The organism is Cellulosimicrobium sp. 72-3, from assembly GCF_013127315.1.
Lineage (GTDB): Bacteria > Actinomycetota > Actinomycetes > Actinomycetales > Cellulomonadaceae > Cellulosimicrobium > Cellulosimicrobium funkei.
The window spans coordinates 295986-322717 of sequence record NZ_CP053419.1 but is presented as its reverse complement, the minus strand read 5'-3'; the positions used below and the strand labels follow the sequence as shown (position 1 = coordinate 322717).

Genomic DNA, 26732 nt, shown 5'->3' with positions numbered 1-26732 from the left:
ACGGCGACCGGAACCGCTCGGATCCGGTCGCTGACCCCGTGCTCGGCGGGAGGGGTGGGGGTCCGAGTGAGGGTCAGCGGAAGCGGCGGCCCTCGTCGCGGCGGTAGGCGCCGACCGCGAGGACGGCGAACAGCACCGTCCAGCCCAGGAGCACGAACCACGCCGCGCCGTACGCCGGCTCGCCCGTGAGCGCCTGGACGAGCAGGTCGCGGCCCGCGCGGGTCGGGGTGGCCTTCGAGATCGCGTCGAGCCAGTCGGGGAAGAGGAACGGCGGCAGGAACAGGCCGCCCGCGAACGCGAGCGGGAAGAGGATCACCTGCACGACCGGGAGCGCCGCCTTCGCCGACAGCGAGTAGCCGATCGCCATGCCGAGCAGCACGAACGGCACGGAGACGAGCAGCACCGTCCCGACGCCCGCGAGGAGCTGGGTCGCGGTGACGCTCGCGTCGGTGAACAGCCAGCCGATGAGGATGAGCGGCACGAGGCCGAACAGCGAGAAGATCCCGCCGTTGAGCACGCGCGCCGCCATGCGCGGCGCGGGCCCCGCGGGCAGCGTGCGGACGAACGGGTCGAACGGCAGCTGCCGGTCCTCCGCGACGCCGAGCCCGTACGTGAACAGGCTCGCCGAGCAGATCGCGAACAGCCCGAGCGACGCGACGGCCATGGTCGCCGCCACCGGGTCCTGGGCCACGGCCTTCTGCGGCACGACGAAGAAGAACATCGCGAGCGCCGGGAACAGCAGGTTGCCGAGCACCGCGACGGGAACGCGCACGGTCTCGAGGAACTGGTACTTGAGGTGCAGCCACGTGAGGCGCAGCGGCCCGGGCAGCGCCGCCGCCCGGGGGGTGGTGGTCGTGGTGGTCATCGGGCCCGTGCCTCCGTCGTCGGGGCCGCGTCGCGCGCGACCATCTGCTCGAACGCCTCCTCGAGGCTCGCACCCCGGATCTCGAGGTCGTGGAAGTCGACGCCCGAGGTGACGAGCTCACGCACGAGCGCGTCGGCGTCGGGCGTGTACAGCTCCTGGCGGCCGTCGCCGAGCCGGTCGGCCCGCACGACGCCCGGCCGGTCGCGCAGGTCGACGGCCGACCCGACGACGACGCGCCGCAGGGACACGCGCCGCAGGATCGCGTCGAGCGAGTCGTCGGCCTTCACGACGCCCTGGTCGATGACGACGACGCGCTGCGCGAGCGCCTGCACCTCCTCGAGGTAGTGGCTCGTGAGCAGCACCGTCCCGCCGCCCGCGTGGTACGCGCGGATCGCGTCCCACAGCGCCTGCCGAGCGCCGACGTCGAGCCCCGTCGTCGGCTCGTCGAGCAGCACGACGCGCGGGCGGCCCACCAGCGAGAGCGCGACGGCGAGGCGGCGCTTCTGCCCGCCGGACATCGCGCCCGTCTGGCGGCCCGCGAGCTCGGTGAGGCCGAACTGCTCGAGCAGCTCCGCCGTCGGGACCGGGTCGGGGTAGTGGCCGCCGACGAAGTCCACGACCTCCCGCACCTTGAGCGTCGCGGGCAGTCCCGTCTCCTGCGGCGTGAGGCCGAGGCCGACGCGGCTGCGGGCGTCGCGCGGGTCGCCCCCGAGGAGCCGCACCGTCCCGGAGTCGGGCCGTCGCTGCCCGCTGACCAGGGACAGCAGCGTCGACTTCCCGGCGCCGTTCGGGCCGAGCAGCCCGACGAGCTCGCCGCCCCCGACGGTGAGGGAGACGTCGTCGAGCGCGACGACCGCACCGAAGCGACGCGTCACGCGGTCGACGGCGACCACGGGCGGGGTGCGGTCCGTGCCCGACGGCGCGGGCTCGGCTCGGGCGGTCCGGACCGGGCCGGTGCGCGGGGCGCGCTCGGTGCGCTCGTCGCTCATGGTCGGGCTCCCTTCAGGAGGGCGTCGAGGGCGGTCGTGTAGTCCTCGAAGGCGACGCGACCGCGGGCGGTGAGGGACAGGTAGGTGGCGGGCGTGCGGCCCTCGTGCGTCTTGGTGACGGTTACGTAGCCGGCGTCCTCGAGCTTGCGCAGGTGCGTCGAGAGGTTGCCCGCGGTCATGTCGAGGAGCTTCTGGAGCTTGGGGAAGGACAGCTCGTCGCCCGTCGGGAGGGTGGCGAGCGTCGCGACCACGCGCAGCCGCGCGGGCGCGTGGATGACGGGGTCGAGCTCGGTCTCAGGCATCGGCCGCACCCTCCGCCGGCCGGGCGGGCACGGGGCGGGCCGCGCGGCGCCGTCGTCGGACGCGCACGACCTGCTCGATCGCGGCCATGACGAGGAAGCCGCCGCCGCCCGCGAGCGCCATGACGAGGTAGGTGAGCGGCAGCCCGGCGAACGTCGCGACGGCCGCGGTGAGGAGAATCCAGACGCCGAGGACGAACAGCCCGCGGTCGCCGAACGCGGCCGCGCCGCCGAGGTAGAGGAGGCCGACGACGACGCACGCGAACGCGTTGCTCGCGAGCGCCATGACCTCCTCGGACGCCCCGGCGCGGGCCAGCCCGCCGAGCACGAGGGCGAAGCAGACGAACCCGAGCATCCACGACCACCCGTACATCGCCCCGGTGCGGGCGCTCACGCCGCGCGTCCCGGCGGTGCGCGTGACGCTGTGGACGATCGTGAACGCGACGGCGGCCGCGATGAGGCTGAAGAAGACCCAGAAGGCCCACGGCTCGGGCTGGGCGCCCATGACCTGACCGGCGCCGCTCGTGACGCGGACCGTCGCGGTCCCGTCCGCGACCCGGACTGCGCTCGTCCACAGGCACAGGTAGCCGACGAGCCACGCGACGCCCCACGCGAGGAACAGCAGCCGGGAGTCGGGCTCGGTCGCCTGGCGCGCGCGCTCCTGCTGCTCGCGGATGAGGCGGAGCGTCTCGGCGGCGCCGAGGGACGGCTCGTCGGGCTCGCCGACGGCTCCGTCGTGGACGGCGTCGCCGTGGTCGGTCGTCATGGTGGCCTCTCGGTGGTGCGGGTCGTTCCGGAAACTACTTTGCACTGCAAACCTGTTTGTAGATTCCCACACGCGGGCGCCGTCGCGCAAGGCCCCGCGGGACGGATGGCGGCACAGCTCAGAAATGTGATATCACTTTGCTATACACGACGCGGCCCCGCCGCAGGAGAGGACGACCACCGTGACCGAGAGCGCAGCACCCCCGCAGGAGTCCGTCGGCGGCGAACCGACCGGCCGCCCCGTCGGTCACGACGGCACGCGCGTCGACGTCACCGAGCGGCCCGCCTGGTCCCTCGGAGCGGGCGGCGCGGCCGCCGTCATCGCGCTGAGCATCGTCCTGCTCCTCGGCGGCACGGGGCTCGTCGTGGCCGCCGCGGCGGAGGCCGGCAACCCCGCCGTGCTCATCACGCTCGGCGTCCTGGCGTTCCTCGCGGGCGTGCTCGTCCCGACCGGCGTCGCCGTCATCAACCCCGGCGAGACGGTCGTCGTCCAGTTCTTCGGCCGCTACCTCGGCACCGTCCGCACCACGGGCCTCGTCGCGACGGTGCCGCTCAGCACCCGCCGCCGCGTGTCCGTGCGCGTCCGGAACTTCGAGACGAGCGAGCTCAAGGTCAACGACGCCGACGGCAACCCCATCAACATCGCCGCGATCGTCGTCTGGCAGGTCGCCGACACCGCCAAGGCGTCGTTCGCGGTCGAGGACTACGACGACTTCGTCGTGGTCCAGGCCGAGTCCGCGCTGCGCCACGTCGCGATGTCCCACCCCTACGACGACGCCGAGGCCGGCGAGGAGTCGCTGCGCGGCGCGACTGAGGTCGTCTCGGCCGAGATCGCGGCCGAGGTCGCGGAGCGCGTCGTCGTGGCGGGCGTCGAGGTCATCGAGGCCCGCATCTCCAACCTCGCCTATGCGCCCGAGATCGCGCAGGCGATGCTCCAGCGCCAGCAGGCCGGGGCGATCATCGCGGCCCGCTCGCGCATCGTCGAGGGCGCGGTGTCCATGGTCGAGGACGCCCTGTCCCGCCTCGAGGCCGAGGACATCGTCACGCTCGACGACGAGCGCCGCGCGACGATGGTCTCGAACCTCCTCGTGGTGCTCTGCGGCGACAGCCGCGTGACGCCCGTCGTCAACACGGGGTCCCTGTACCAGTGACGCCCGTCGGGCCCACGCCGCCCGAGAAGCGCGACGCGCCCGACGACGGCGACCAGCCGTCGTCGGGCCGCGGCGTGCCCGCGGGCGGGCAGCAGGCCACGCCGGAGGGCGACGCACCCTTTCCGGGCGAGCAGGCGTCGTCGGGCACGGGCACAGCCCCCGACGCGGGTGCAGACGCGACCACAGGCACGGGCCGAGCGCAGCGGCCGCAGCGCAAGTCGGTCCTCCTGCGCCTCGACCCCGCCGTGCACGACGCCCTCGCCCGCTGGGCCGGCGACGACCTGCGCAGCGTCAACGCGCAGATCGAGATGCTCCTGCGCCGAGCGCTCGACGACGCGGGCCGCCTCCCCCGCGACGTCCGCCCACCCCGCCGCCCGGGCCGCCCACCCCGCCAATAGCCCCCCACCCGCCGAGCACGGGGTCCGCGACCGCTCTCGCCCCGATCCGGTCGCGGATCGCGTGCTCGCGGGGCGCTCCGCCCGTGGTCGGCGAGCAGGTTCTGTCCAGGGGGCACCGAGGTGGGTTCCGGTGAGCGGTGCTATAACCGGACGGTGCCCGACCTGACCGCTCCCGGCTCGCCCGCCGCGCCCGTGCCCGGCCCGACGGCCGCCGGCGTCCCCGGCACCGCCGACGGCGCTCCTCCCGCGCGCCCGGACCGTGCCACGCGCCGTCGTATCGGCGCGGAGATCTGGATCGTGCTCGGGCTCAGCCTCGGCAAGTCGGCGGTCTACGCGGTCATCAACATCGTCGCGCGGCTCACCGCCGGGACCCCGCTCGGCGAGCAGTCCGCGAGCCTCAACGTGAGCCGGTCGGCCCGCCCGTACCTCGACCTCACCTACCAGCTCGTCGGGATCTTCTTCGCCGTGCTGCCCGTCGCGCTCGCGCTGTACCTGCTCAGCGCGCGCGGCCGCTCCGCCGTCCGCGCCATCGGGCTCGACGGCGCCCGGCCCCTGCGCGACGTCGGCTGGGGGTTCGCGCTCGCCGCGGCCATCGGCATCCCCGGCCTGGGGTTCTACGCGCTCGGCCGTGTCCTCGGCATCACGGTCGAGGTGCAGGCGTCGGCGCTCAACGCCGCGTGGTGGACGGTGCCCGTGCTCATCCTCGCCGCGCTGCAGAACGGCCTGCTCGAGGAGGTCATCGCGGTCGGCTACCTGTTCGAGCGCACGCGCGACCTCGGCTGGGGCCGCGTGAAGTTCGTCGTGTGGAGCTCGCTCCTGCGCGGGTCCTACCACCTGTACCAGGGCTTCGGGCCGTTCGTGGGGAACGTCGTCATGGGCGTCGTGTTCTCGTGGTTCTACACGTCCCGCTGGGGCCGGCACCGCGTCATGCCGCTCGTGATCGCGCACACCCTGCTCGACGTCGTCGCGTTCGTCGGGTACGCGCTGCTCCCCCTGGAGTGGAAGCAGTCCCTGGGCCTCGCCTGACGCCGCCCGCCGAGGGAGAGCCCAGGTCGTCCGGAGCAGAGCCCCGGCCTCCTCCATGGACCAGGGCTCTCCCCCGGCAGACCAGGGCTCTACCTCGCCAGACCGCGGCTCTACCCCACGGGACCACGGCTCTACCTCGGCGGGCCACGGCTCTCCCCCGACGGGCCGGGGCGTCAGGCGCCGCGGAGGGCGCGGAGCTGCTCGCGGCGCTCCGCCTGGAGCACCGGGTCCGGGACGGGCAGGGACGCGAGGAGACGCTGCGTGTACTCCTCGCGCGGGCTGCCCAGCACCTCGGCGCCCGTGCCCTCCTCGACCAGCCGCCCGCGATAGAGCACCGCGATGCGGTCGGACAGCAGGTCCACGACGGCGAGGTCGTGGGACACGAACAGGCTCGCGAAGCCGAGCTCGCGCTGGAGCTCGGCGAACAGCTCGAGCACGCGCGCCTGCACGGAGACGTCGAGCGCCGACGTCGGCTCGTCGGCCACGAGCAGCTCCGGGTCGAGCGCGAGGGCCCGGGCGAGCGACGCACGCTGGCGCTGCCCGCCGGAGAGCTCGTGCGGGAACCGGTCGCCGTACGACCGCGGGAGCTGCACCGCCTCCAGGAGCTCGTCGACGCGCCCGCGCGCCGCCTGGGGCGACTCCGCGCGCCCGTGCACGACGAGCGGCTCCGCGACGCAGTCCGCGATCGTGAGCAGCGGGTTGAAGCTCGTCGCGGGGTCCTGGAACACGAACCCGATGCGCGGCCGCACGGGGCGCAGCTCGCGTTCCCTCACGCCGTTCATCTCGACGCCGAGCACGCGCAGCGACCCGCCCGTCACCCGGGTGAGGCCGGCGACGGCGCGCGCGAACGTCGTCTTGCCGGAGCCGGACTCGCCCACGAGGCCGAGCACCTCGCCGGGCCGGATGGTGAGCGAGACGTCGTCGACCGCGGTGAAGCCGGGACGGCGCAGGCGGCCCGGGTAGGTGACGGTCAGTCCCTGCGCCGCCACCACGGGCTCCGCGTCCGCCCATTCGACGTCGCGGGCCGACGCGCGGGCCTCGGCCCGCGCGGTCCCCTCGCCGACGCGCGGCACGGAGTCGAGCAGCGCGCGCGTGTACGCGGCCTGCGGGGCGGCGAAGAGCTCGCGCGCGGGCGCCTGCTCGACGACCTTCCCCTGGTACATGACCGCGACCCGGTCGGCGAGGTCCGCGACGACGCCCATGTTGTGCGTGATGAGCACGATGGCCGTGCCGAACTCGTCGCGGCACCGGCGCAGGAGGTCGAGGATCTCGGCCTGGACGGTCACGTCGAGCGCGGTCGTGGGCTCGTCCGCGACGATGAGCCCCGGGTCGAGCACGAGGGCCATGGCGATGACGATGCGCTGCTTCTGCCCGCCGGAGAACTGGTGCGGGTAGTGGTCGACGCGCGTCTCCGGGTCGGGGATGCCGACGCGCCGCAGCACGTCGACCGCGCGCCGGCGCGCCTCGCGCCGCGACACCTTCGTGTGCGCGCGGATGCCCTCGACTATCTGCCAGCCCACCGTGTACACCGGGTTGAGCGCGGCGGACGGCTCCTGGAAGACCATCGCGACGTCGGTCCCGCGGACCTGGCGCAGCCGCTCCCCGCCCAGCGTCACGACGTCGTGGTCGGCCGTCCCGGCCTTGTTCGTCAGCACGACGGCGCCGCGCGCCGTCGCGGTCGACGGCAGCAGGCCGAGGATCGTCTTCGCGGTCACCGTCTTGCCGGACCCGGACTCGCCGACGACGGCCAGCACCTCCCCGGGTGCGACCTCCAGGTCGACGCCGTCGACGGCGCGCACCGCCCCGGCGTCGGTCGCGAACGACACCGCGAGGTCGCGGATCGTCACGACGGGGCGTGCGGCGTCACCGCTCTCGCGGCGGGTCGTCTCGGTCACGGCGCTCATCGCCGGTCCTCCGTCTCGTCGTGGGGTGCGTCCGCCGGAGCAGGCGCAGGACCGGCCGCGGGGCCCGCCGCCGGACCTGTCGCAGGGCCGCCGTCGTCCGGGGTGCTGCCGACCCGCCCGTCGAGCCCGACGGCGTCGGGGTCGCGCTGCCCGGGGACGGCCGCGAGCTCGTCGGAGCGCGAGCCCGCGCCCTCGATCGCGTCGAGGCCGCCGGGGCCGGCGATGAGCGTGCCGCCCGGGACCACCGACGTCTCCGCGACGTCGCCCGACACCTCGGCGGACGCGCGGCGCGAGCGCAGCCGCGGGTCGGCGAGGTCGTTGAGGCTCTCGCCGACGAGCGTGATGCCGAGCACCACGAGCACGATCGCGAGGCCCGGGAAGAGCGCGGTCCACCAGATGCCGCTCGTCACGTCGGACACGGCCTTGTTGAGGTCGTAGCCCCACTCGGCGGCCGCGGTCGGCTCGATGCCGAACCCGAGGAACCCGAGCCCGGCGAGCGTGAGGATCGCCTCGGACGCGTTGAGCGTGACGATGAGCGGCAGCGTGCGGGTCGAGTTCCGCAGGACGTGGCGCACCATGATGCGCCGGTGCGGCGTGCCGAGCACGCGCGCCGAGTCGACGAACGCCTCGCCCTTGATCCGCACGACCTCCGCGCGCGTGACGCGGAAGTACTGCGGCACGAACACCACGGTGATCGAGAAGGCCGCGGCGAGGATGCCGCCCCACATGCTCGACTGGCCGCCGGAGATGACGATCGCCATGAGGATCGCGAGGAGCAGGGACGGGAACGCGTAGATCGCGTCGCACACCACGACGAGCAGGCGGTCGGCCCAGCCGCCGAAGTACCCGGAGACGAGCCCGAGCAGCACCCCGACGACGATCGAGGCGAGGATCGCCACGACGATGACGAGGAGCGCCGTCTGCGCGCCCCAGATGACGCGCGACAGGACGTCGTAGCCGCCGACGGTCGTGCCGAGCAGGTGCTCGGCCGACGGCGGCTGCTGCGCGCCGAACGGCCCGTCCGCGGTGCGGAGCTGGCTGTACCCGTAGGGGGCGAGCACGGGCGCGAGGGCGGCGGTGAGCAGGAAGAGGCCCGTGATGACGAGGCCCGTGACGAGCATGCCGCGCTGCAGCCCGACGCTCTGCCGGAGCTGGTGGACGACGGGCAGGCGCTTCCACCACGCGACGCGCCCGCGCTCGGGGACGACGACGGGGACGGGGCCCCCGGTGCCCGGACCGGCCGGGACGACGGTCTCCGCGACCATGTCAGTACCTCACCCTCGGGTCGATGAGCGCCGCGATGATGTCGACGAGGAAGTTCGTGACCGCGACGATCACGGCCATCAGCACGACGATCCCCTGCACGGCGACGAAGTCGCGCGCCTGGAGGTACTCGGCGAGCTGGAAGCCGAGCCCCTTCCACTCGAACGTCGTCTCGGTGAGCACGGCGCCCGCGAGGAGCATCGCGACCTGGAGCCCGATGACGGTGATGATGGGGATGAGCGCGGGGCGCCACGCGTGCGCGCGCACGAGCCGGGACTCGCGCACGCCGCGCGACCGCGCCGCGACCACGTAGTCGGTCGAGAGCGTCCCGATGACGTTGGTGCGCACGAGCCGCAGGAACACGCCCGCCGTGAGCAGCCCGAGCGCGAGCGCCGGGAGGACGGCGTGCTCGAGCACGTCACCGACGATCGCCGGGTCGCCCGTCCGGATCGCGTCGATCAGGTAGAAGCCGGTCGGGTCGTCGAGGAACTGCAGCTCGATCTCCGCGTCGGTGGACGCGCGCCCGGACACGGGCAGCCAGCCGAGCCACACCGAGAAGACGAGCTTGAGCATGAGGCCGGCGAAGAACACGGGCGTCGCGTAGGCGAGGATCGCGGAGACGCGCAGGATCGCGTCGGGCACGCGGTCGCGCAGGTAGCCCGCGAGCATGCCCAGCGGGATGCCGACGACGAACGCGACGAGCAGAGCGTAGACCGCGAGCTCGAGCGTCGCGGTGCCGTACGTCGCGAGCACCTCGGTGACCGGGCGGTTGTCGCTGATCGTCGTGCCGAAGTCGCCGCGCACGATGCCGCCGAGGTACTCGAGGTACTGCACGACCGCCGGGCGGTCGTACCCGGCCTCGTGGATGCGCTCGGCGAGCTGGTCCGGCGTGAGCCGGCCGCCGAGCGCCGCGGTGATCGGGTCGCCCGTGGCCCGCATGACCACGAAGACCGTGGTCACGAGGATGAAGACCGTCGGGATGATGAGCAGCGCGCGGACCAGGATGTAGCTCCCGAGCCCGCCGCCGCGACGGCGGGTCGTGCGCGGGGTGCGCACCCGCCCCGCGCGGCCGCGGCCGCGGGGCGCGTCCTCGCCGACGGGCACGTCGGTGGTGGTGGTCGTCATGTCGTCTCTTCCTCAGGTGCCCGGGGCGTCGGCGTGGTCGCCGGTCCGGACGAGCGGTGCCCGGCCCTCCCCGCGGGTCGCGCGGGGAGGGCCGGGCGGCTGGGGCGGCTGCCGGTCAGCCCTTGGACAGCGCCGCGTAGCGGAACTTGAAGGACGGGTCCAGCGTGTCCTCGGCCCCCTCCACGTCCGTCCCGACGACCGCGACCTGCGCGCCCTGGAGGTACGGGAGCGTGGACAGGTCCGCCGCGACCTTGCTCTGGATCTCCTCGATGAGCGCGGTGCGCTCGTCGGCGTCGGGCGTCGCCGCCTGCTGGAGGATGAGGTCGTTGACCTCCTGGTTGGCGTAGTGGTTCACCAGGAAGTTCTCCGTGAGGAAGAACGGCGTGAGGTAGTTGTCCGCGTCGGAGTAGTCCGGGAACCAGCCGAGCTGGTACGCCGGGTAGACGTCGGACGTGCGCTCCTTGGCGTACGTGACCCACTCGGTGGTCTGCAGGTTGACCGTGAAGAGGCCGTCCTTCTCGAGCTGGTCCTTGATGAGCGCGTACTCGTCGGCCGACGACGGGCCGTAGTGGTCGTTCGAGTACTGCAGGTTGAGCGTCACGGGCGTCTCCACGCCGGCGTCGGCCAGGAGCTGCTGGGCCTTCGCGGCGTCGGGCTTGCCCGCGCCGTCGCCGTACATCTCCTTGAGCGGCTCGGCGGCGCCGGTCAGGCCCGCGGGGACGTAGGAGTACAGCGGGGTGTAGGTGCCCTTGTAGACCTGGTCCGAGAGCTCGTCGCGGTCGATGAGCGACGCGGCGGCCTGGCGCACGGCCAGCGCCTTGGCCGGGTCGGCCTCCGGCGTCTTCGCGCCGAACGGCTGGGTGTCGAAGTTGAACGTGATGTAGCGGATCTCGCCGCCGGGGCCGTCCACGACCTTGACGTCGTCGTTGCCGCGCAGGTCCTCGATGTCCGTCGCGGACAGGCTGCGCCACGCGACGTCGATCTTGCCCTGCTGGATCTCGAGCTTCATGTTCGACGCCTCGGCGAAGTACTTCACCGCGACCTTGTCGGTCTTCGCCGGGCCGAGGAGGCCCTCGTAGCCGTCGTACGCCTCGTAGGAGACGAGCTCGTTGAACTTGTAGCCCGTGATCGTGTACTGGCCGGCGAACGCCTTGCCGTCGACGATGTCCTGGTCCGAGGTGAGCGCGTCGGCCGCGAAGACGTCCTCGTCGACGATCGGGCCCGCCGGGCTGGACAGGATCTGCGGGAAGAGCTGGTCGTTCTCGCTCTTGAGGTGGAAGACGACGGTCGTGTCGTCGGGCGCCTCGACGCTGTCGAGGTTGTAGAGCAGCGACGCCGGCCCGTTCTCGTCGTTGATCGCGACCTGGCGGTCGAACGAGAACTTCACGTCGGACGACGTGAGGTCGTTGCCGTTGGCCCACTTGAGGCCCGGCTTGAGCTTGACCGTGTACTCGGTCGGCGAGGTGAACTCGGCCGACTCCGCGATGTCGGGCTCGACGTCGGGGCTGCCGTACGGGGTGTTCATGAGGAACGGGAAGACCTGGTTCATCACGGCGAACGAGCCGTTGTCGTACGAGCCGGCCGGGTCGAGCACCGTGATCTTGTCGGTGGTGCCGATGACGAGCGAGCCGCTCGCCGAACCGCCGCCGCCACCGTCGCCCTCGCCGTCGCTCGAGCCCCCGCCGCACGCGGTCAGGGTCAGCGTCACCGCCGTGATGCCGGCGGCCGCGGCGAGGAGCCGCTTCCTGGACACCGCTGTCATGTGTCTACCTCTTTCTCGGGTTTCTCGGGGTGCGAGACACCGGTGGCGCGACCTTGCACGCACCAGGACCCCGACCTGTCGGCGGAGTGCCGTGATTTCTAGCACAGTGCCGTGTCGCACAGGTGTCAGGATCGACAGAAACCCGGACAGAACGCCAGCGTTGTTACCCGGTCGTAACCCTGCGCCCCGGGCAACGGTCGTGACGTGAGACACACTCACGGCGGTCGCGCCGTGGGTGTAAGGTCCCGCCCCTTTCGGGGCGCCCGGCCCTGGCGGACGACGGCCGCACGGCCCTCAGGAGCCCGCGCGGTCCTCCGGTCCTGCTGCCCCGGGACCACCCGCTGCCGGGCCGTCCGGGGCAGGCTCGACCGGGGCGGGCTCCCCCGGGGCGGGCTCGGCCGGCGCGGGGTCGGCCGGCGCGGGGTCGGCCGGGGCGAGGTCGCTCGTCGGGGACGCGTCGGGCGCGGGAGCCGCCGGGTCGGCGGCCAAGGTTCCGGCGGGCGCCCCGCCCACGGCCGACGGCGGGGCCACGCCCGGGTGCACCGCGGCGGCGCCCAGCACCGACCCGCCCGTCACGACGACGCCGGCCGCGACCGCCTGTGCGCGCAGGTCGGCGAGCTCCCGCGCGACCGCCCGGACCGCGAAGCCGGAGACCACGTGGATCGCCCCGGACACGAACGCGTACAGGGCGAACACCACGGTGACGAGGCGCAGCACGTCGAACGCGTCGAGCGGGCGCGTGACGAGCAGGATCCCGAAGAGCACCGACACGATCCCCACCGCGAGCATCCACGCCCAGCCGAGGTCGCGGTTGCGCACGAGCGCCGCCGCCCCCGCGATCGTCGTGATGCCGAGGACGAGCACCCAGACGGCGAGGACGTAGTACAGCGCCGTCGCGCCGAGGTCCGGCCACAGCGCCACCACCACGCCGAACACGACGTTGACCCCGGCCTGCGCGAGCCACCACGCCGACCCGACCTGCTTGCGGTGCACGAACCCCTGGACGGCGACCAGCACGCCGTCGGCCACGAGGAACGCCCCCAGCACGACCCGGAGGGTCCCCAGCTGCTCGAGCGGCTCGATCATGAGGAGCAGGCCCAGGACGACGAGGAGCGTGCCCCGGACGACGGGGAGCCACCACACCCGGCGGAAGGGGTTGCGCTCCTGCCCGCTCTCGTCCGGCGTCGCGGGTGCGGCGCCTCCGGCCTCGTCGCGCTGCGTCGTCGTGCCACGTGCCATGCCGACCTCCCCAGGGGTGCTCGCCCCCCCATGCTAGGGAGGCCTTCCTCACACCCGCCCGTCGAACAACCCCCCACGGGCATCGGACAAGCGGTCGAACCGGGCGAATCACCCGGAGGAATCGGCCAAATACCGCGCCTGCCGGGACCCCCGGACCTAGACTCGCAGGCATGTCCTCCCCCGCGCCCGAGCCGACGACGGGCGACACGCCCCACGGGGGCGCGGTCGTCGAGGTCGGGTCGCTCGCCGCGTCGGGCCGGCGTGACGCCCGTCCGCAGACCGGCGCGCTCGAGGCGCTGCTCGCCCCGCGCGACGCCGACGACGAGGGCACCGTCCGGGTCGTCGACACCGCCGAGCAGCGGGTCCGGCACCCGATCGACTTCGTCAACCTCGTGCTGTGCGCGGTGGGCGTCGCGGTCGTCATGCTCATGTCGGTGTACGCGCACGGCACGACCGAGGGCGTCGCGGAGGACGTGCAGAACTTCTCGGACGTGCTCGCCCGGGTGCTCTTCCTCCCGGTCACCGTGCTCGAAGGGCTCATCACGCTCTTCGTGCCGCTCGCGGTGCTGGTCGAGCTCGGTCTGCGCCGGCTGGGGCGGCAGGTCGTCGAGTCCATCGTGGCCGCCGCGCTCGGCCTGCTCCTCGGGGTGCTGGTCGTGCTCGCGCTGCGCACGTGGGGCTCCGACGACCTGATCCGCGGGCTCTCCGCGTTCATCGACGGGTCGTGGCAGCTCACCATCCCCGACTACCTGTACGTCGCCGCGATCGCCGGCCTCCTCACGGCCGCGGGCACGCGCACCCGACGACGCACCGTCAAGTGGTCGTGGAACCTGCTGTTCGTCGCGATCGGCGTCGTGCTCATCACCGGCCAGGTCTCGCTGCCGGGCATCATCATCACGCTGCTGCTCGGGCGCATCGCCGGGCTGGCCGTGCGGTACGTCTCCGGCGTCCGCAGCGAGCGCGCCTACGGGCCCGATCTCGTGGCCGGGGTGCGGCGCGCGGGGTTCTCCCCCGTGGCGCTCGTCCGCGTGCGCGACGTCACCGACGACGACGAGCTCGCCGAGGCGGCGGACGACCCCATCACGGAGGTCGACGCCGAGGGCCGCATCACGGCCGAGGTGCACGTCGGCGTGCTGCGCGCGCCGGGCGCGGACGACGACGGCGGGACCGTCCTCACCGCCGACGCCGCCCTCGCGGCGCACCACCTCGGGGCTGCCCACCCCGACGAGAGCGAGGCCCCGCAAGGCACGGACGCCGCCCCCGAGCCGCAGGACGCCCCGTCCGACCCGGCCGCGATCGCGCTGACGCGCGCGGGCGACAACCGCGTCTACGCGATGCTCGCGGAGGACGACGTGCGCCGCGACGTCGTCGTGCTCGACGGCGACCGCCAGGTCGTCGGCTTCCTCACCCGCTTCTGGCGGTCGCTGCGCCTGCGCGGCAGCGAGGGTCGCGCCGCGATCTCGCTGCGCGCCGCCGCGGAGCGCACGGCCCTCCTGTCCTACGCGGCACGGGCGGCCGGCGTCCGCACGCCGCGGCTCCTGGGCGTCGCCGAGTCCGCCGACTCGATGGTGCTGGTCCAGGAGCACGCGACGGGCGCCGTGTCGCTGCGCGACCTGCCCGTCGAGGACGTCACCGGCTCGGTGCTCAACGAGGCGTGGCGCCAGCTCCGCCTCGCCCACTCCGCCGGGATCGCGCACCGCGCCCTGACCTCCGACGTCGTGCTCGTCTCGCACGACCCGGCGACGGGCGCCCCGGAGGTGTGGCTCACCGGGTGGGAGCAGGGCGACATCGCGTCGTCCGAGCTCGCGCGCCGCATGGACCTCGCCCAGATGGTCGCGCTGCTCGCGCTGCGCGTCGGGGCGCAGCGCGCCGTCGAGTCCGCGGTGAGCGTGCTGCCCGACGACGACATCGCCGCCATCGGCCCGCTGCTCCAGTCGGTCGCCCTGCCGCCGAGCACGCGCGAGGAGATCCGGCAGGACAAGGAGCTGCTCAAGGAGCTGCGCGCCGCGCTCGTGGAGCGGCTGCCCGAGGCGGACGTCGAGCCGCAGCGGATCACGCGGTTCGGCGCCCGCACGGTGCTGACGATCGCGCTCGTGATCGCCGCGGTGACCGCGCTCGTCACGTCGTTCAACTTCGAGCAGATCGCCGAGGCCGTCACCGAGGCGAACCCGTGGTGGGCCGTCCTGTCGTTCGTCCTCGGCATCCTCACGTGGGTCGGCGCCGCGCTGACGCTCACGGCGTTCTCGCCGAAGCGCCTGCCGTTCTGGCGCGTCAACCTGACGCAGGCGGCCGGCTCCTACGTCGCGCTCGCCGCGCCCGCGGGGATCGGCCCGGCGGCGCTCAACCTCCGGCTGCTCACGAAGCGCGGCATCTCGACGCCGATGGCCGTCGCCACCGTCGCGCTCGTGCAGGTGTCGCAGTTCGTCGTGACGATCCTCATCCTCGTGGTGCTGTCCGTCTTCACCGGCGAGGGCGGCCTGGTCCAGCTGCCCTCGACGACGGTGCTGCTCGCCATCGGCGGCGTCGCGCTCGCCGTGCTCGCGACGCTCCTCGTGCCCGCAGTGCGGACCTGGGCGCTCGCCAAGCTCCGGCCGACCGTCCAGCAGGTCTGGCCGCGGCTCTCGGAGATGCTCGGCCAGCCAGGGCGCCTCGCCGTCGGCCTCGCGGGGAACATCGTCATGACGCTCGGCTACGTGCTGGCCTTCGACGCCGCGCTCGCGGCGTTCGGGCAGGAGCTCGACCTCGTCGACGTCGCCGTGATCTACCTGGTCGGCAACGCGGCCGGCGCGGCCGTCCCGACGCCGGGCGGCCTGGGCACCATCGAGCTCGCGCTGACCGCGGGGCTCACCGCGGCCGGCGTCCCGGTCGCGCTCGCCACGTCGGCCACCCTCCTCTTCCGCGTCGCGACGTACTGGGCGCGCATCCCCATCGGCTGGTTCGCCATGCGCTTCCTGCAGAAGAAGGGCGACCTGTAGCGTCGGCGCCCCTAGTAGTCGCGCGCTACTGCTACCGTGCCGATACCAAACGTAGGCGGGAGAGTGGCGTGCGATCTATTGCTGTCTTCAACAATAAGGGTGGCGTTGGAAAGACCACATTGCTTTGCAATTTGGCTGCATACCTCGCGCGCAAGGAAAACAAGAAGGTCTTGATCATCGACGCAGACCCTCAATGCAATGCAACCCAGAGCATTTTCCAAGACGAACTGCTCGAAGATATATACCAGAAAAACTCCTTTACGATTCACAGTGTCGTACGCCCTCTTTCACGGGGACGCGGATTCGCCAGCGAACTGGAAACGCGCCATAGCCCGAGTTTCGGAGTCGATGTCCTAGTCGGGGATCCCGATCTTGGCCTCACGGAAGACTTGCTGGCTACCGACTGGGTGCAAGGCGCTGCGGGGGACATTCGTGGGCTACGAACTACCCTGCTCTTCACCCACTTGCTTGAGAAGTGCTCCAGCTACGATTACGTTTTTTTCGACATGGGTCCATCACTGGGTTCAATCAACCGCGCGGTTCTGCTCAGTTGTGACTACTATATAACCCCAATGTCGCTCGACATCTTCAGCCTTAAGGCGATTGAGAACATCGCAAAGTCTCTCAAAGGCTGGCGGCAAAAGTATGAGAAGGGCCTCGAAGACGTCCAAGACCCGGCAGAGGAACTTGAGATCGCCGAACCTGCATGGCGCTTGCGATTCGCCGGATATGTAACGCAGCAATACACCTTCAAGAGGGACTCAAGCGGAAACGCGCGACCAGTTAAGGCCTACGAACGCATCATGCGTCGCGTTCCGACGACCGTCGAAGAACATCTACTCACCAAAGATCAGAGTGTATCTGGCTACGACTTGGGGTCAATTCCCACTCTCCATTCCCTAGTGCCGCTCGGACAGACGAGCCGAAAGCCCATCTTTGCTCTCGAAGGCCGCGATGGTGTGGTCGGGGCCCACTTCACGAAGGTCAGGGAGTTTCGGGCCACGATTCAAGGGATCACCCACCGGCTCATGGACAACGTAGGGGATAGTCATGGCTGAGTACTGGCCCTCCGAACTCGTGGAAGACGTCGCTCGGCGTCGTGCCGTCTTGTACCTGGGTGCGGGCGTCTCCGCCGCCGCCACTACGGACGACGGGCGACACCCGCCCGGATGGTCCGATTTCCTGCAGACTGCGAGGCGTCGCTTGAGTGGTCGCGTTCCCAGCTCCACAGTCAAGGAGTTGATCGAGCAGGGGGATTTCCTGACCGCGTGCGAGCTCCTAAAGGACAAGCTGGATGAAAGTTGGCCAGAGGTCTTGAAGGACTCGTTCCTAACGCCTCGGTATCGCCCGAGCGCTCTTCACAAGCATCTTCACGCCCTCGATCTGTCCCTTGTGCTGACTCCCAATTTTGACAAGATCTACGACACCTTTGCCGGCAACGAGACCAATGGCGAGACGGTCGTCAAATCGTATTATGATCAAGACATTCCCTGGGTCATGCGTCGGAAGTACCGTGCAATCCTAAAGGTTCATGGGACGATTGACCAGCACACTCAGATGATTTTCACGCGCTCGGACTACGCTGCACAGCGGGCCCAGCATCAGGGTTTCTTTGATCTCGTAAGCGCACTATTCCTCACCCACACCTTTTTGTTCGTCGGCACGAGCCTCTCGGACCCGGATCTTCGGCTATTCCTCGAGACGCAAAACTACGTCCATCCCAACTCTCCTCCGCACTACATGCTGTGCCCGAAGGACGGCGTCCACCCGCACGTCGAGCCCTCAATTCGCAAGAACATGAACTTGAAGCTGCTACGCTACGACCCTCGCTCAAATCATGCCGAATTGCCATTGCTCGTTGCTGACCTTGTGGAGCGGGTCTCGGCGAAGCGTCAGACATTGGCCCTCGCTGAGAACTGGTAGGAGACGGGGACGTTCGACCCGGGACGGCGCGGGCGGCCCCCGATAGGCTCGCCGCGCACCCGCCGTCCCCACCGGTCGCGCGGGCGCTCACGATGCTCGACGAGGTGAGGAGCCCGCACGTGAGGATCGGTGTCCCCCGCGAGGTGAGGGACGGGGAGCGGCTGGTCGCCGCGACCCCGCGCACGGTCGAGCGCCTGCGGGCGCTCGGGTACGAGGTGGTCGTCGAGCACGACGCGGGCGCGGGGGCCACGTTCTCCGACGCCGCGTACGAGGCCGCGGGCGCCGCGGTGGTCGACGCCGCGACGGCGTGGGGGGCCGACGTCGTCACCGCCGTGAACGCGCCCATCGACGCGCAGGTGGCGCTCCTGCGCCCGGGCGCGACCCTCGTCGCGATGCTCGGTCCCGCGAACGACCCCGACCTCGTGCGGCGCCTCGCCGACCACGGCGTGACCGCGCTCGCGCTCGACGCCGTGCCCCGCATCTCGCGCGCCCAGGCCCTCGACGTCCTGAGCACGCTGTCGAACGTCGCGGGCTACCGCGCCGTCGTCGAGGCCGCGGCCGAGTACGGCGGCATGTTCGCCGGGCAGGTCACCGCCGCGGGCAAGACGCCGCCCGCGAAGGTCTTCGTCATCGGCGGCGGCGTCGCGGGCCTCGCCGCGGTGGGCGCGGCCGCGAGCCTCGGCGCGCAGGTGCGCGCGTTCGACGTCCGGACCGAGGCGGCCGAGCAGATCGAGTCCATGGGCGGCACCGCCGTGCGCGAGCCCGCGGCGCAGCAGGGCATGTCGGCCGACGGCTACGCGAAGCCGCTCACGCCCGAGCAGGAGGCGGCGGCCCTCGCCGTCTACGCGCGCGAGGCGGCCGACGCGGACGTCGTCGTCACGACGGCGCTCGTGCGCGGCCGGGCGCCGCGCACCCTCACGGCCGAGGCGGTCGCCGGGATGCGTCCCGGGAGCGTCGTCGTGGACCTCGCGGCCTCGGGCGGCGGCAACTGCGCGCTCACCGTGCCGGGCGAGCGTGTCGTCACCGAGAACGGCGTCGTGGTTGTCGGCTGGACCGACCTCGCGGGCCGGCTCCCGCAGCACACGTCGCAGCTCCTGGGAACGAACGTCGTGCACCTGCTCGAGCTGCTCACGCCCGGCACGGACGGCGTGCCCGTGCTCGACCTCGACGACCCGGTCCAGCGCGGCATGACCGTCGCGCGCGCCGGCGAGGTCCTCTGGCCGCCCCCGCCCGTCGCGGTGAGCGCGGCGCCGTCCCCCGCCGCGCCACCACCGCCGGACCCCGCCCAGGAGGCCGCGGACCGCGAGCGGGCCGCCGCGGAGGCCGCCGCCGCCGCGAGCCTGCGCCGCCGCCGTCGGACCGTCGGCGCCGCGCTCGCCGCGGTGCTCGTCACGCTCGCGCTGTCGTTCGCGCCGCCGTCGCTCGTCGGGCACGTCACGGTGTTCACGCTCGCGGTGATCGTCGGGTACTACGTCATCTCGAACGTCACGCACTCCCTGCACACGCCGCTCATGGCCCAGACGAACGCGATCTCCGGCATCATCCTCGTCGGCGCGCTCCTGCAGCTCGGCTCCGACGACTGGGTCGTCACGACGCTCGCGCTCGTCGCGGCGACGCTCGCGAGCATCAACGTGTTCGGTGGCTTCCTCGTCGCGAACCGCATGATCGGCATGTTCCGCAAGGACGTCCCCGCCCGCGCGCAGGGGGTGGCCCGATGACCGCCACGTCCGTCGCCCAGGCCGTCTACGTCCTCGCGGCCGTCCTGTTCGTGCTGAGCCTCGCGGGCCTGTCGAAGCAGGAGTCCGCGCGCCGCGGCAACGTCCTCGGCATGGTCGGCATGGTCCTCGCCCTGGCCGCGACGATCGTCCTCGCGCTCGGCACGAGCGCCCGCCCGGTCCTCGTCACCGCGCTGCTCGTCGCGGTCGTGCTCCTCGTGGGCGCCGCCGTCGGGACGTGGCGGGCCCGCCGCGTCGAGATGACGCAGATGCCCGAGCTCATCGCGATCCTGCACAGCTTCGTCGGGGCCGCGGCCGTGCTCGTCGGCTTCAACTCGTACCTCACCGCGCAGGCCGCGGGGCACGACGACGTCGCGCACCTCGTCGAGGTCTCGCTCGGCGTGCTCGTGGGCGCCGTGACGTTCACCGGCTCCGTCGTCGCGTTCCTCAAGCTGTCCGGTCGCACGCGGTCGGCGCCGCTCCAGCTCCCCGGCCGGAACCTGCTCAACCTCGGGGCGCTCGTGGCGAGCCTCGGGCTCGTCGCGTGGTTCGTCGTCGCGCCGTCCGTGTGGCCGCTGCTCCTGCTCACCGTCGTGTCGCTCGCGCTGGGCTGGCACCTCGTCGCGTCGATCGGGGGCGGCGACATGCCCGTCGTCGTCTCGATGCTCAACTCGTACTCCGGCTGGGCCGCCGCCGCGGCGGGCTTCATGCTCGGGAACGACCTGCTCATCGTCACGGGCGCGCTCGTCGGGTCCTCCGGTGCGATCCTCAGCTACATCATGTGCCGGGCCATGAACCGGTCGTTCGTGTCCGTCATCCTCGGCGGCTTCGGGGCCGAGGAGGGCGCGGCCCCCGCGGGTGGCGAGGGCCCGCAGGGCGAGCACCGCGAGGTGAGCGCCGACGACGTCGCGGCCCTCCTGCGCGACGCGCGGAGCGTCGTCATCACCCCGGGCTACGGCATGGCGGTCGCCAAGGCGCAGTACCCCGTCGCGGACCTCGTGCAGCTCCTGCGCGACGGCGGCGCCCAGGTCCGCTTCGGCGTCCACCCCGTCGCGGGCCGGCTCCCCGGGCACATGAACGTGCTGCTCGCGGAGGCGCGCGTCCCGTACGACATCGTGCTCGAGATGGACGAGATCAACGACGACCTGGCCGGGACGGACGTCGTGCTCGTCATCGGGGCGAACGACACCGTGAACCCGGCCGCGCTCGACGACCCCGGCTCGCCCATCGCGGGGATGCCCGTGCTGCACGTGTGGGAGGCGAAGCAGGTCGTCGTCTTCAAGCGGTCCATGGCGGCGGGCTACGCCGGGGTGCAGAACCCGCTGTTCTTCCGCGAGAACACCGGGATGCTCTTCGGGGACGCCAAGCAGCGGGTCGAGGACATCGTGGCGGCGCTCCGCGCGGGCTGAGGGGCCGCGGGCGACCGGGACGGTGCGGAGCCCGCGGAGCGCGCCCCGGCGATCAGCCGGGCACGCGCTCCCGGGCGGGTGCGAACGTCAGCGACGGCAGCGTCTCGAGCGTCCGGTGCGCGGCGACGTAGTCCTTGAGGTCCCCGCGGAAGACGACGCGGCCTGGCAGGTCGAGCAGCGTCTGGGGCCGCACCTGCCAGCGCTCGACCCCGAGGTCGCACACGCCCGCGCCGTGCAGCACGTGGTAGACGAACTCCGAGCAGAAGAACCGGTCCTCGGCCTCGTGCCCGCGGCCGAACCGCGCGCCGACGAGGCCGCGCACGTTGTACGAGAACGCGTGCGAGTCGAGCAGGAACTCGGTGATCCGGACGCGGATCGCCTCGTGCTGCTCGGGGGTCACGGGCACCGCGAGCACGACCCCCGGCACGACGTCCATGCCGCGGTACAGGCCGTCGTCGAACCGCTCGCGGCGGAAGCAGCCGACGAACGGGTTGCCCGCCCGGCGTCGGCCGAAGCTGAACATGAGGTCGAGCCCCTGGTCGAGCGCCAGGGAGGAGTGCGTGAACTCGTCGCGCGTCGCCAGCGCGATCGTCCGGGACAGGACCGTACGACTGCGGGACAGGACGACGTAGACGTTCACGCGAGTGACCATACGATGCCCGAGCCCGCAAGCGGAACGGGCGGAGCGGGGTATTTGTCCGGTCAGCCGCGACGAGGCGCCGTCGGCCGGGCCCGCGAGCGCGAGATCCCCGCGCTCATCCGTCCGACGGCGCCCGGTCGAGAACCACCCGGTCGAGGACCGCCCGTGCGTGCCGGAGGACCGGCTCGTCGACCATGCGGCCCTCGAACGTGAAGACGGCGCCCGCGCCGCCCGGGTTCGCGGCCGCGGCGTCGAGCAGCGCGCGGGCGTCGGCCACCTGCTCGGCGGTCGGCGCGTAGGCGGCGCGGATCACGGGGACGTGGCTCGGGTGGATGCACGCCGTCGCGGCAAACCCCGACGCGGCGGCGTCCTCGGCCTCGGCACGCAGACCGTCCAGGTCGCCCACGTCGAGGTGCACCGCGTCGACCGCAGCCTTCCCCGCCGCACCGGCCGCGAGCAGCACCGCGGCGCGGGCGTGCCGCGCGACGTCGCGGTACGTGCCGTCGGGGCGGCGGCTCGACGTCCCCCCGAGGGAGGCGACGAGGTCCTCCGCGCCCCACATCAGCGCGACGACCTCGGGCCTGCGGGCGAGCTCCGGCGCCGCGAGGACGCCGGCCGCCGTCTCGCACAGCGCGAGGACCCGGACGCCCGGGAGGCTGGTCGCGAGCGCTCCGAGCGAGCCGAGCAGCTCCGGGCCCGACTTCGCGACCATCACCGTGCGCAGCCGCGTGTCCGCGAGCGCCGCCACGTCGAGCGCGTGCTCGGGCGTCCCGACGGGGTTCACGCGCACGACCGTGCGCGCCGGGTCGAGCGTCGCGGACGCCTCGACGACGGCACGCCGCGCGGCGTCCTTGGCGTGCGGGGCGACGGCGTCCTCGAGGTCGAGGATCACGGCGTCCGCGCGGTCCGCGGCCTTGGCGAACCGGTCGGGTCGGTCGCCGGGGCAGAACAGCAGCGCGGGCCCGAGCCCGAACCCTGGCGGGGAGGCGGCGCGGTGCCCGACGCCGTCGGTCACCACGCGCTCTCCTCGTCGCCGCGCTCGAGCACGGGCTCGTGCACCCCTGCCGCGTGCTCGCCGAGCCCGGGGCCGTCGTCGTGCCCGGCGCCGGGCCCGGGGGTGTCACCGGGATCGGTACCCACCGTGCCCGCAGCCCCGGGTCCGGTGGCCGCCCCGGGGGACCGGGCGTCGTCGGGCACCGCCGCGGACGCCGCCTCGTGGGCGGCGCGCGTCCAGAAGAGCGCGGTGCGGACGGCGCGCGCGACGAGCGCGCCGTCCTGGTTGAGGCCGCGGTGCTCGAGGGTCACGACGCCCTGCCCCGGCCGCGACGCGGAGAGCCGCTTCTCGACGACCTCCGTCTCGGCGTAGAGGGTGTCGCCGTGGAACAGCGGCTGGGGGAACTCGACCTCGCGGAACCCGAGGTTCGCGACGATCGTGCCCTGCGTGACCTGCCCGACGGAGAGCCCGACGAGCGTCGACAGCGTCATCATCGAGTTGACGAGCCGCTGCCCGAACGGCTGGGTCGCGGCCCACGCGGCGTCGAGGTGCAGCGCCTGGTGGTTCATCGTGAGCGTGGAGAAGACGACGTCGTCCGCCTCCGTGAGCGTGCGGCCGGGACGGTGGCGGTAGACCACGCCCGTCTCCAGCTCGTCGTAGTACAGGCCCCGCTGGACCACCTCGCGCATGCTGCTCCTCCCCTCGTCCCTGACGTCGGCGTCGGTCCCCCGCTAGCCGTCCAGTCCCAGGCTCCTCGCGATGACCATGAGCTGCACCTCGGTCGTGCCCTCGCCGACCTCGAGCACCTTCGCGTCGCGGTAGTGCCGTGCGACGGGGTTCTCGTTGAGGAACCCGTAGCCGCCGAAGATCTGCGACGCGTCGCGGGCGTTCGCCATCGCGGCCTCGCCGCCCACGAGCTTCGCGACCGACGCCTCCGCCTTGAACGGCTTGCCGCGCACGAGCTTCTGCGCGGCGTCGAGCCACGCGAGGCGCGCGGTGTGGACGCGCGCCTGCATACGCGCGAGCGTGAACGCGACGTGCTGGTTCTCCCCGATCGACCGACCGAACACGACGCGCTCGCGCGCGTACCGCAGCGCCTCCTCGAGGCAGCCCTGCGCGGCGCCGGTCGCGAGGGCGGCGAACGCGATGCGGCCCTCGTCGAGCGCGCGGAGGAAGTTCGCGTACCCGCGGCCGCGCTCGCCGAGCAGGTTCCCGGCGGGCACGCGGACGTCGGTCAGCGTGAGGGGGTGCGTGTCCGAGGTGTGCCAGCCGACCTTGTCGTACGACGGCCCCACCTCGAGCCCGGGCGTCCCAGCCGGGACGATGATGCTCGACAGCTCCTTGCGCAGCTCGCCCTCCGGGCCGACCGTCTCGCCCGTGACGGCGGTGATCGTCACGAGGCTCGTGATGGGCGTCCCCGAGTTGGTGATGAACTGCTTGGACCCGTCGATCACCCACTCGTCGCCGTCGAGCCGCGCGGTCGTGCGGGTGCCGCCCGCGTCGGAGCCGGCACCGGCCTCGGTGAGCCCGAACGCCGCGAGCGCCCGCCCGGCGAGCAGGTCGGGCAGCCACCGCTCCTGCTGCTCGCGCGAGCCGTGCCGGTAGAGCGGGACGATCCCGAGCCCGACCCCGGCCTCGAGCGTCACCGCGATCGACTGGTCGACGCGCGCGAGCGCCTCGACGGCGAGGCACAGCGACACGTAGTCCTGGCCCTGGCCGCCGACGTCGCGCGGGAACGGCAGCCCGAACAGCCCGAGCTCCCCCATCTGCGCGATGATCTCCATCGGCAGGCGGCGTTCGGTGTCGTAGCGGTAGGCGGCGGGGGCGACGACGCTGTCCGCGAAGTCGCGCACCACCTGGCTGAGCTTCCGCTGCTCGTCGTCGAGCAGGACGTCGGCCTCGATCATGATGCTCCCTGGGTGTCGGGTTGCGGGACCGGGGCGGCGGGTTGTGCCGCACCGGAGTCGTGAGGGTGGACGACGGCGACCACCTGGTCCCGGCGCACGAGGTCGCCGGGGCGCACGCGCACGTCGGCGACGCCGTCGTGCGGGGCGAGGAGCGGGTGCTCCATCTTCATGGCCTCGACGGTGACGAGGACGTCCCCGGCGGTGACGGGGTCGCCGTCCGCGGCGGCCGTGACGACCGTGCCAGGCATCGCGGCGCGCACCTCGGGGTCGGTCGCGCCGGGCGCGTCACCCCGTGCCCGACGGCGGTCGGCCCGCGCCCGGGCGGCGCGCTGCTCCCGGTCCGGGGCGGCCAGGGCGACGGTCCGCCCGTCGCGCCACACCCACGCCGTCGCGGGCTCGCCGTCGGCCGGAGGTGCGTCGAGGGCGAGCCGCACGCGCTCCCGGACACCGTCCAGGGTGAGCCACCACGCGCCGTCGACCCCGGGGTCGCGGGCGAGCGACGCCCGGACCGCGCGCGTCGTCGAGCCGGGCCACGCGCCGTCGTCGGGTGCCGGCACGTGCACGACGGCGTCCCCCACCACCCCGGACACCCGCACCTCGTGCGCGCCCCCGCCGGCATCGACGAGCAGGACCCGCCGCGCCGCCGCGTCCCCGTTGAGCCGCCACCCGTCCCCCACCCGCCAGGGATCGCCGTCGGCAGCCACTCCGACGTCGAGCAGGCGGTCATGGCCCGTCCCGCCCCCCGGACGAGCTACAACCACCTGCTCGACGAGGAACAGGGCTGCGGCGACGAGGTCGACCCAGTCCGGGCCGTCGGACGGCGAGCCGACCTCCGAGGCGAGGGGGCGGGGGGTGTGCGCGCCGTCGTGGTCGGGCCTGGCGGGAGCGCCCGAGGAACGAGGGCGCGGAGGGTAGACGGCGCGCGCACCCCCCGGCCCCTCGCCGGACCCGGCCATCCCGGAACCGGCGGAGACCAGACGGTCGATCAGGCCGGTGTCGAGCCGGCCCGCACGGACGTCGTCGTCCGCGAGGAGAGACCGCAGGAACGCCGTGTTCGTCTCGACACCCAGCACGACCGTCCGCGCGAGCAGGCCGTCGAGGCGCTCCACGGCCTCGTCGCGCGTCTCTCCCCACGCCACCGCCTTGGCGAGCATCGGGTCGTAGTGACCGCCGACCACCGAGCCTGCGCAGATGCCGGAGTCCAGGCGCAGCGGCGAGGCGCCGGGCCCGGCAGGGGCGTCGCCGTCGTCGTAGACCCGGACCGACCCGGTGGCCGGGAGGAAACCGCGCTCGGGCGACTCGGCGTAGAGGCGCGCCTCGACGGCGTGGCCGCGGAGCACGACGTCGCTCTGCGCCACGCCCAGCGGCTCGCCCGCCGCGACGCGCAGCTGGAGCGCGACGAGGTCGAGGCCGGTGACCATCTCGGTCACGGGGTGCTCCACCTGGAGGCGCGTGTTCATCTCGATGAAGAAGAACTCGTCCGGGCTCGCGGCGGGGACGAGGAACTCGACCGTCCCGGCGCCGACGTACCCGACGGACCGCGCGACCTCGCACGCGGCCTCGCCCATGCGGGCGCGCTGCTCCGCGGTGAGGAGCGGCGACGGCGCCTCCTCGACCACCTTCTGGTGGCGGCGCTGGAGCGAGCACTCGCGCTCGCCCAGGTGGACCACGGTCCCGTGCGTGTCGGCGAGCACCTGCACCTCGATGTGGCGCGGCGCCTCGACGAGGCGTTCGAGCAGGAGCGTGTCGTCGCCGAACGACGACGCCGCGACCCGCCGCGCCGACGCGAGCGCGCCCGGCAGGTCGGCCTCGGCGCGCACGACGACCATGCCCTTGCCCCCGCCCCCGGCGGACGGCTTGACGAGCAGCGGGAACCCGACGGCGCCCGCGGCGGCGAGGAGGTCGTCGTCGGACATGCCCGGCTCGCCCGCCCCGGGCACGACGGGCACGCCCCGCGCGCCGACGATGCTCTTCGCGGCGAGCTTGTCGGCCATCGCCTCGAGCGCGTCGACGCCCGGCCCGACGAACGCGATCCCCGCGCGCTCGCACGCCCGGGCGAGCGCCGGGTTCTCCGAGAGGAAGCCGTAGCCGGGGTGGACCGCCTCGGCCCCGGTCGCGACGGCCGCGGCGACGACGGCGTCGACATCGAGGTAGCTCTGCGCGGCGGGCGCGGGCCCGAGCCGGACCGCGACGTCCGCCTCGCGCACGTGGCGCGCGTCGGCGTCGGCGTCGGAGAAGACGGCGACGGACCGCACGCCGAGGCGGCGCAGCGTGCCGATCACGCGGCACGCGATCTCGCCGCGGTTCGCGACGAGGACCGTGCGGAAGCCAGTCCCGCCGGACGGGTGGGCGGTCGCGTCGTGGAAGGTGCGGGAGGTCATCG

Annotated in this window: 21 protein-coding genes and 1 pseudogene; 8 read left to right on the top strand and 14 right to left on the bottom strand. The window is 73.1% G+C overall.

Features of this window, described 5'->3' with window-relative positions; all coding sequences use genetic code 11:
* Nucleotides 1–73 precede the first annotated feature (73 nt).
* From HKK73_RS01510 to HKK73_RS01495, 4 genes are read right to left on the bottom strand one after another with little or no spacing between them, the layout of a single operon-like run.
* Nucleotides 74–865, bottom strand: a complete 792-nt coding sequence (locus tag HKK73_RS01510) for an ABC transporter permease (protein WP_034651519.1) — start codon at nucleotides 863–865, stop codon at nucleotides 74–76.
* A complete protein-coding gene (locus HKK73_RS01505) occupies nucleotides 862–1854 on the bottom strand; it encodes an ABC transporter ATP-binding protein (protein ID WP_144721048.1) in 993 nt (330 codons plus the stop codon). The genes HKK73_RS01510 and HKK73_RS01505 overlap by 4 nt, the downstream gene beginning before the upstream one ends.
* Entirely contained in the window at nucleotides 1851–2156 is a 306-nt protein-coding gene (locus tag HKK73_RS01500) for a transcriptional regulator (protein ID WP_021482836.1), read from the bottom strand. Before HKK73_RS01500 ends, HKK73_RS01505 begins: the two co-directional genes overlap by 4 nt.
* On the bottom strand, nucleotides 2149–2919 hold the full coding sequence (locus HKK73_RS01495; RefSeq protein WP_085386783.1) for a hypothetical protein: 771 nt from the start codon (nucleotides 2917–2919) through the stop codon (nucleotides 2149–2151). The genes HKK73_RS01500 and HKK73_RS01495 overlap by 8 nt, the downstream gene beginning before the upstream one ends.
* 181 nt (nucleotides 2920–3100) lie before the next feature.
* Here HKK73_RS01495 and HKK73_RS01490 point away from each other — a divergent pair, with 181 nt between their 5' ends.
* The 3 genes from HKK73_RS01490 (at nucleotide 3101) to HKK73_RS01480 (ending at nucleotide 5493) form a co-directional block, all read left to right on the top strand.
* Complete coding sequence (locus HKK73_RS01490) at nucleotides 3101–4069, top strand: SPFH domain-containing protein (RefSeq protein ID WP_021482834.1); 969 nt, start codon at nucleotides 3101–3103, stop codon at nucleotides 4067–4069.
* A complete protein-coding gene (locus HKK73_RS01485) occupies nucleotides 4066–4467 on the top strand; it encodes an AT hook motif protein (protein WP_171467138.1) in 402 nt (133 codons plus the stop codon). Before HKK73_RS01490 ends, HKK73_RS01485 begins: the two co-directional genes overlap by 4 nt.
* A gap of 153 nt (nucleotides 4468–4620) precedes the next feature.
* Nucleotides 4621–5493: a CPBP family intramembrane glutamic endopeptidase gene (locus HKK73_RS01480; protein WP_371810574.1), complete on the top strand. Its 873-nt coding sequence runs from the start codon at nucleotides 4621–4623 to the stop codon at nucleotides 5491–5493.
* A 173-nt stretch (nucleotides 5494–5666) separates the two neighbouring features.
* Here HKK73_RS01480 and HKK73_RS01475 read toward each other — a convergent pair whose 3' ends face one another.
* From HKK73_RS01475 to HKK73_RS01455, 5 genes are all read right to left on the bottom strand, one after another.
* The gene (locus tag HKK73_RS01475; protein WP_171467275.1) at nucleotides 5667–7397 is read right to left on the bottom strand and encodes an ABC transporter ATP-binding protein; all 1731 of its coding nucleotides are present in this window, start codon (nucleotides 7395–7397) and stop codon (nucleotides 5667–5669) included.
* Entirely contained in the window at nucleotides 7394–8518 is a 1125-nt protein-coding gene (locus tag HKK73_RS01470) for an ABC transporter permease (protein ID WP_371810614.1), read from the bottom strand. Before HKK73_RS01470 ends, HKK73_RS01475 begins: the two co-directional genes overlap by 4 nt.
* Nucleotides 8519–8663: 145 nt before the next feature.
* Entirely contained in the window at nucleotides 8664–9785 is a 1122-nt protein-coding gene (locus HKK73_RS01465) for an ABC transporter permease (protein ID WP_171467273.1), read from the bottom strand.
* 115 nt (nucleotides 9786–9900) lie between these two features.
* Nucleotides 9901–11547 carry an ABC transporter substrate-binding protein gene (locus HKK73_RS01460; protein WP_171467272.1) on the bottom strand — a complete coding sequence of 549 codons (1647 nt, stop codon included), beginning with the start codon at nucleotides 11545–11547 and terminating at the stop codon, nucleotides 9901–9903.
* 294 nt (nucleotides 11548–11841) lie between these two features.
* Nucleotides 11842–12786, bottom strand: a complete 945-nt coding sequence (locus tag HKK73_RS01455) for an HdeD family acid-resistance protein (RefSeq protein WP_171467271.1) — start codon at nucleotides 12784–12786, stop codon at nucleotides 11842–11844.
* Nucleotides 12787–12956: 170 nt separating this feature from the next.
* Between HKK73_RS01455 and HKK73_RS01450 the strand changes: the two genes are divergently transcribed.
* The 5 genes from HKK73_RS01450 (at nucleotide 12957) to pntB (ending at nucleotide 20808) form a co-directional block, all read left to right on the top strand.
* Nucleotides 12957–15761 carry a lysylphosphatidylglycerol synthase domain-containing protein gene (locus HKK73_RS01450; protein WP_253705739.1) on the top strand — a complete coding sequence of 935 codons (2805 nt, stop codon included), beginning with the start codon at nucleotides 12957–12959 and terminating at the stop codon, nucleotides 15759–15761.
* 68 nt (nucleotides 15762–15829) lie between these two features.
* Nucleotides 15830–16819, top strand: coding sequence for a ParA family protein (locus tag HKK73_RS01445; protein ID WP_171467270.1), 990 nt, complete (start codon nucleotides 15830–15832; stop codon nucleotides 16817–16819).
* Nucleotides 16812–17684, top strand: a complete 873-nt coding sequence (locus tag HKK73_RS01440) for an SIR2 family protein (protein WP_171467269.1) — start codon at nucleotides 16812–16814, stop codon at nucleotides 17682–17684. The genes HKK73_RS01445 and HKK73_RS01440 overlap by 8 nt, the downstream gene beginning before the upstream one ends.
* A gap of 119 nt (nucleotides 17685–17803) precedes the next feature.
* Nucleotides 17804–19402, top strand: a complete 1599-nt coding sequence (locus HKK73_RS01435) for a Re/Si-specific NAD(P)(+) transhydrogenase subunit alpha (RefSeq protein WP_171467268.1) — start codon at nucleotides 17804–17806, stop codon at nucleotides 19400–19402.
* Entirely contained in the window at nucleotides 19399–20808 is a 1410-nt protein-coding gene (gene pntB, locus HKK73_RS01430) for a Re/Si-specific NAD(P)(+) transhydrogenase subunit beta (RefSeq protein ID WP_144721034.1), read from the top strand. The genes HKK73_RS01435 and pntB overlap by 4 nt, the downstream gene beginning before the upstream one ends.
* A gap of 52 nt (nucleotides 20809–20860) precedes the next feature.
* Here the strand turns inward: pntB and HKK73_RS01425 are convergent, their stop codons facing one another.
* The 5 genes and pseudogenes from HKK73_RS01425 to HKK73_RS01405 all read right to left on the bottom strand — a co-directional run bounded on the left by HKK73_RS01425 (nucleotide 20861) and on the right by HKK73_RS01405 (nucleotide 26730).
* The gene (locus HKK73_RS01425) at nucleotides 20861–21448 is read right to left on the bottom strand and encodes a hypothetical protein (protein ID WP_051876826.1); all 588 of its coding nucleotides are present in this window, start codon (nucleotides 21446–21448) and stop codon (nucleotides 20861–20863) included.
* 115 nt (nucleotides 21449–21563) lie between these two features.
* Entirely contained in the window at nucleotides 21564–22466 is a 903-nt protein-coding gene (locus tag HKK73_RS01420; RefSeq protein WP_305792571.1) for a CoA ester lyase, read from the bottom strand.
* 191 nt (nucleotides 22467–22657) lie between these two features.
* Nucleotides 22658–23131 (bottom strand): annotated as a pseudogene (locus tag HKK73_RS01415) (MaoC family dehydratase); the annotation flags it as partial.
* A gap of 42 nt (nucleotides 23132–23173) precedes the next feature.
* Nucleotides 23174–24349: an acyl-CoA dehydrogenase family protein gene (locus tag HKK73_RS01410; RefSeq protein WP_171467266.1), complete on the bottom strand. Its 1176-nt coding sequence runs from the start codon at nucleotides 24347–24349 to the stop codon at nucleotides 23174–23176.
* A complete protein-coding gene (locus HKK73_RS01405; protein ID WP_171467265.1) occupies nucleotides 24346–26730 on the bottom strand; it encodes a biotin carboxylase N-terminal domain-containing protein in 2385 nt (794 codons plus the stop codon). The genes HKK73_RS01410 and HKK73_RS01405 overlap by 4 nt, the downstream gene beginning before the upstream one ends.
* Nucleotides 26731–26732: the final 2 nt, after the last annotated feature.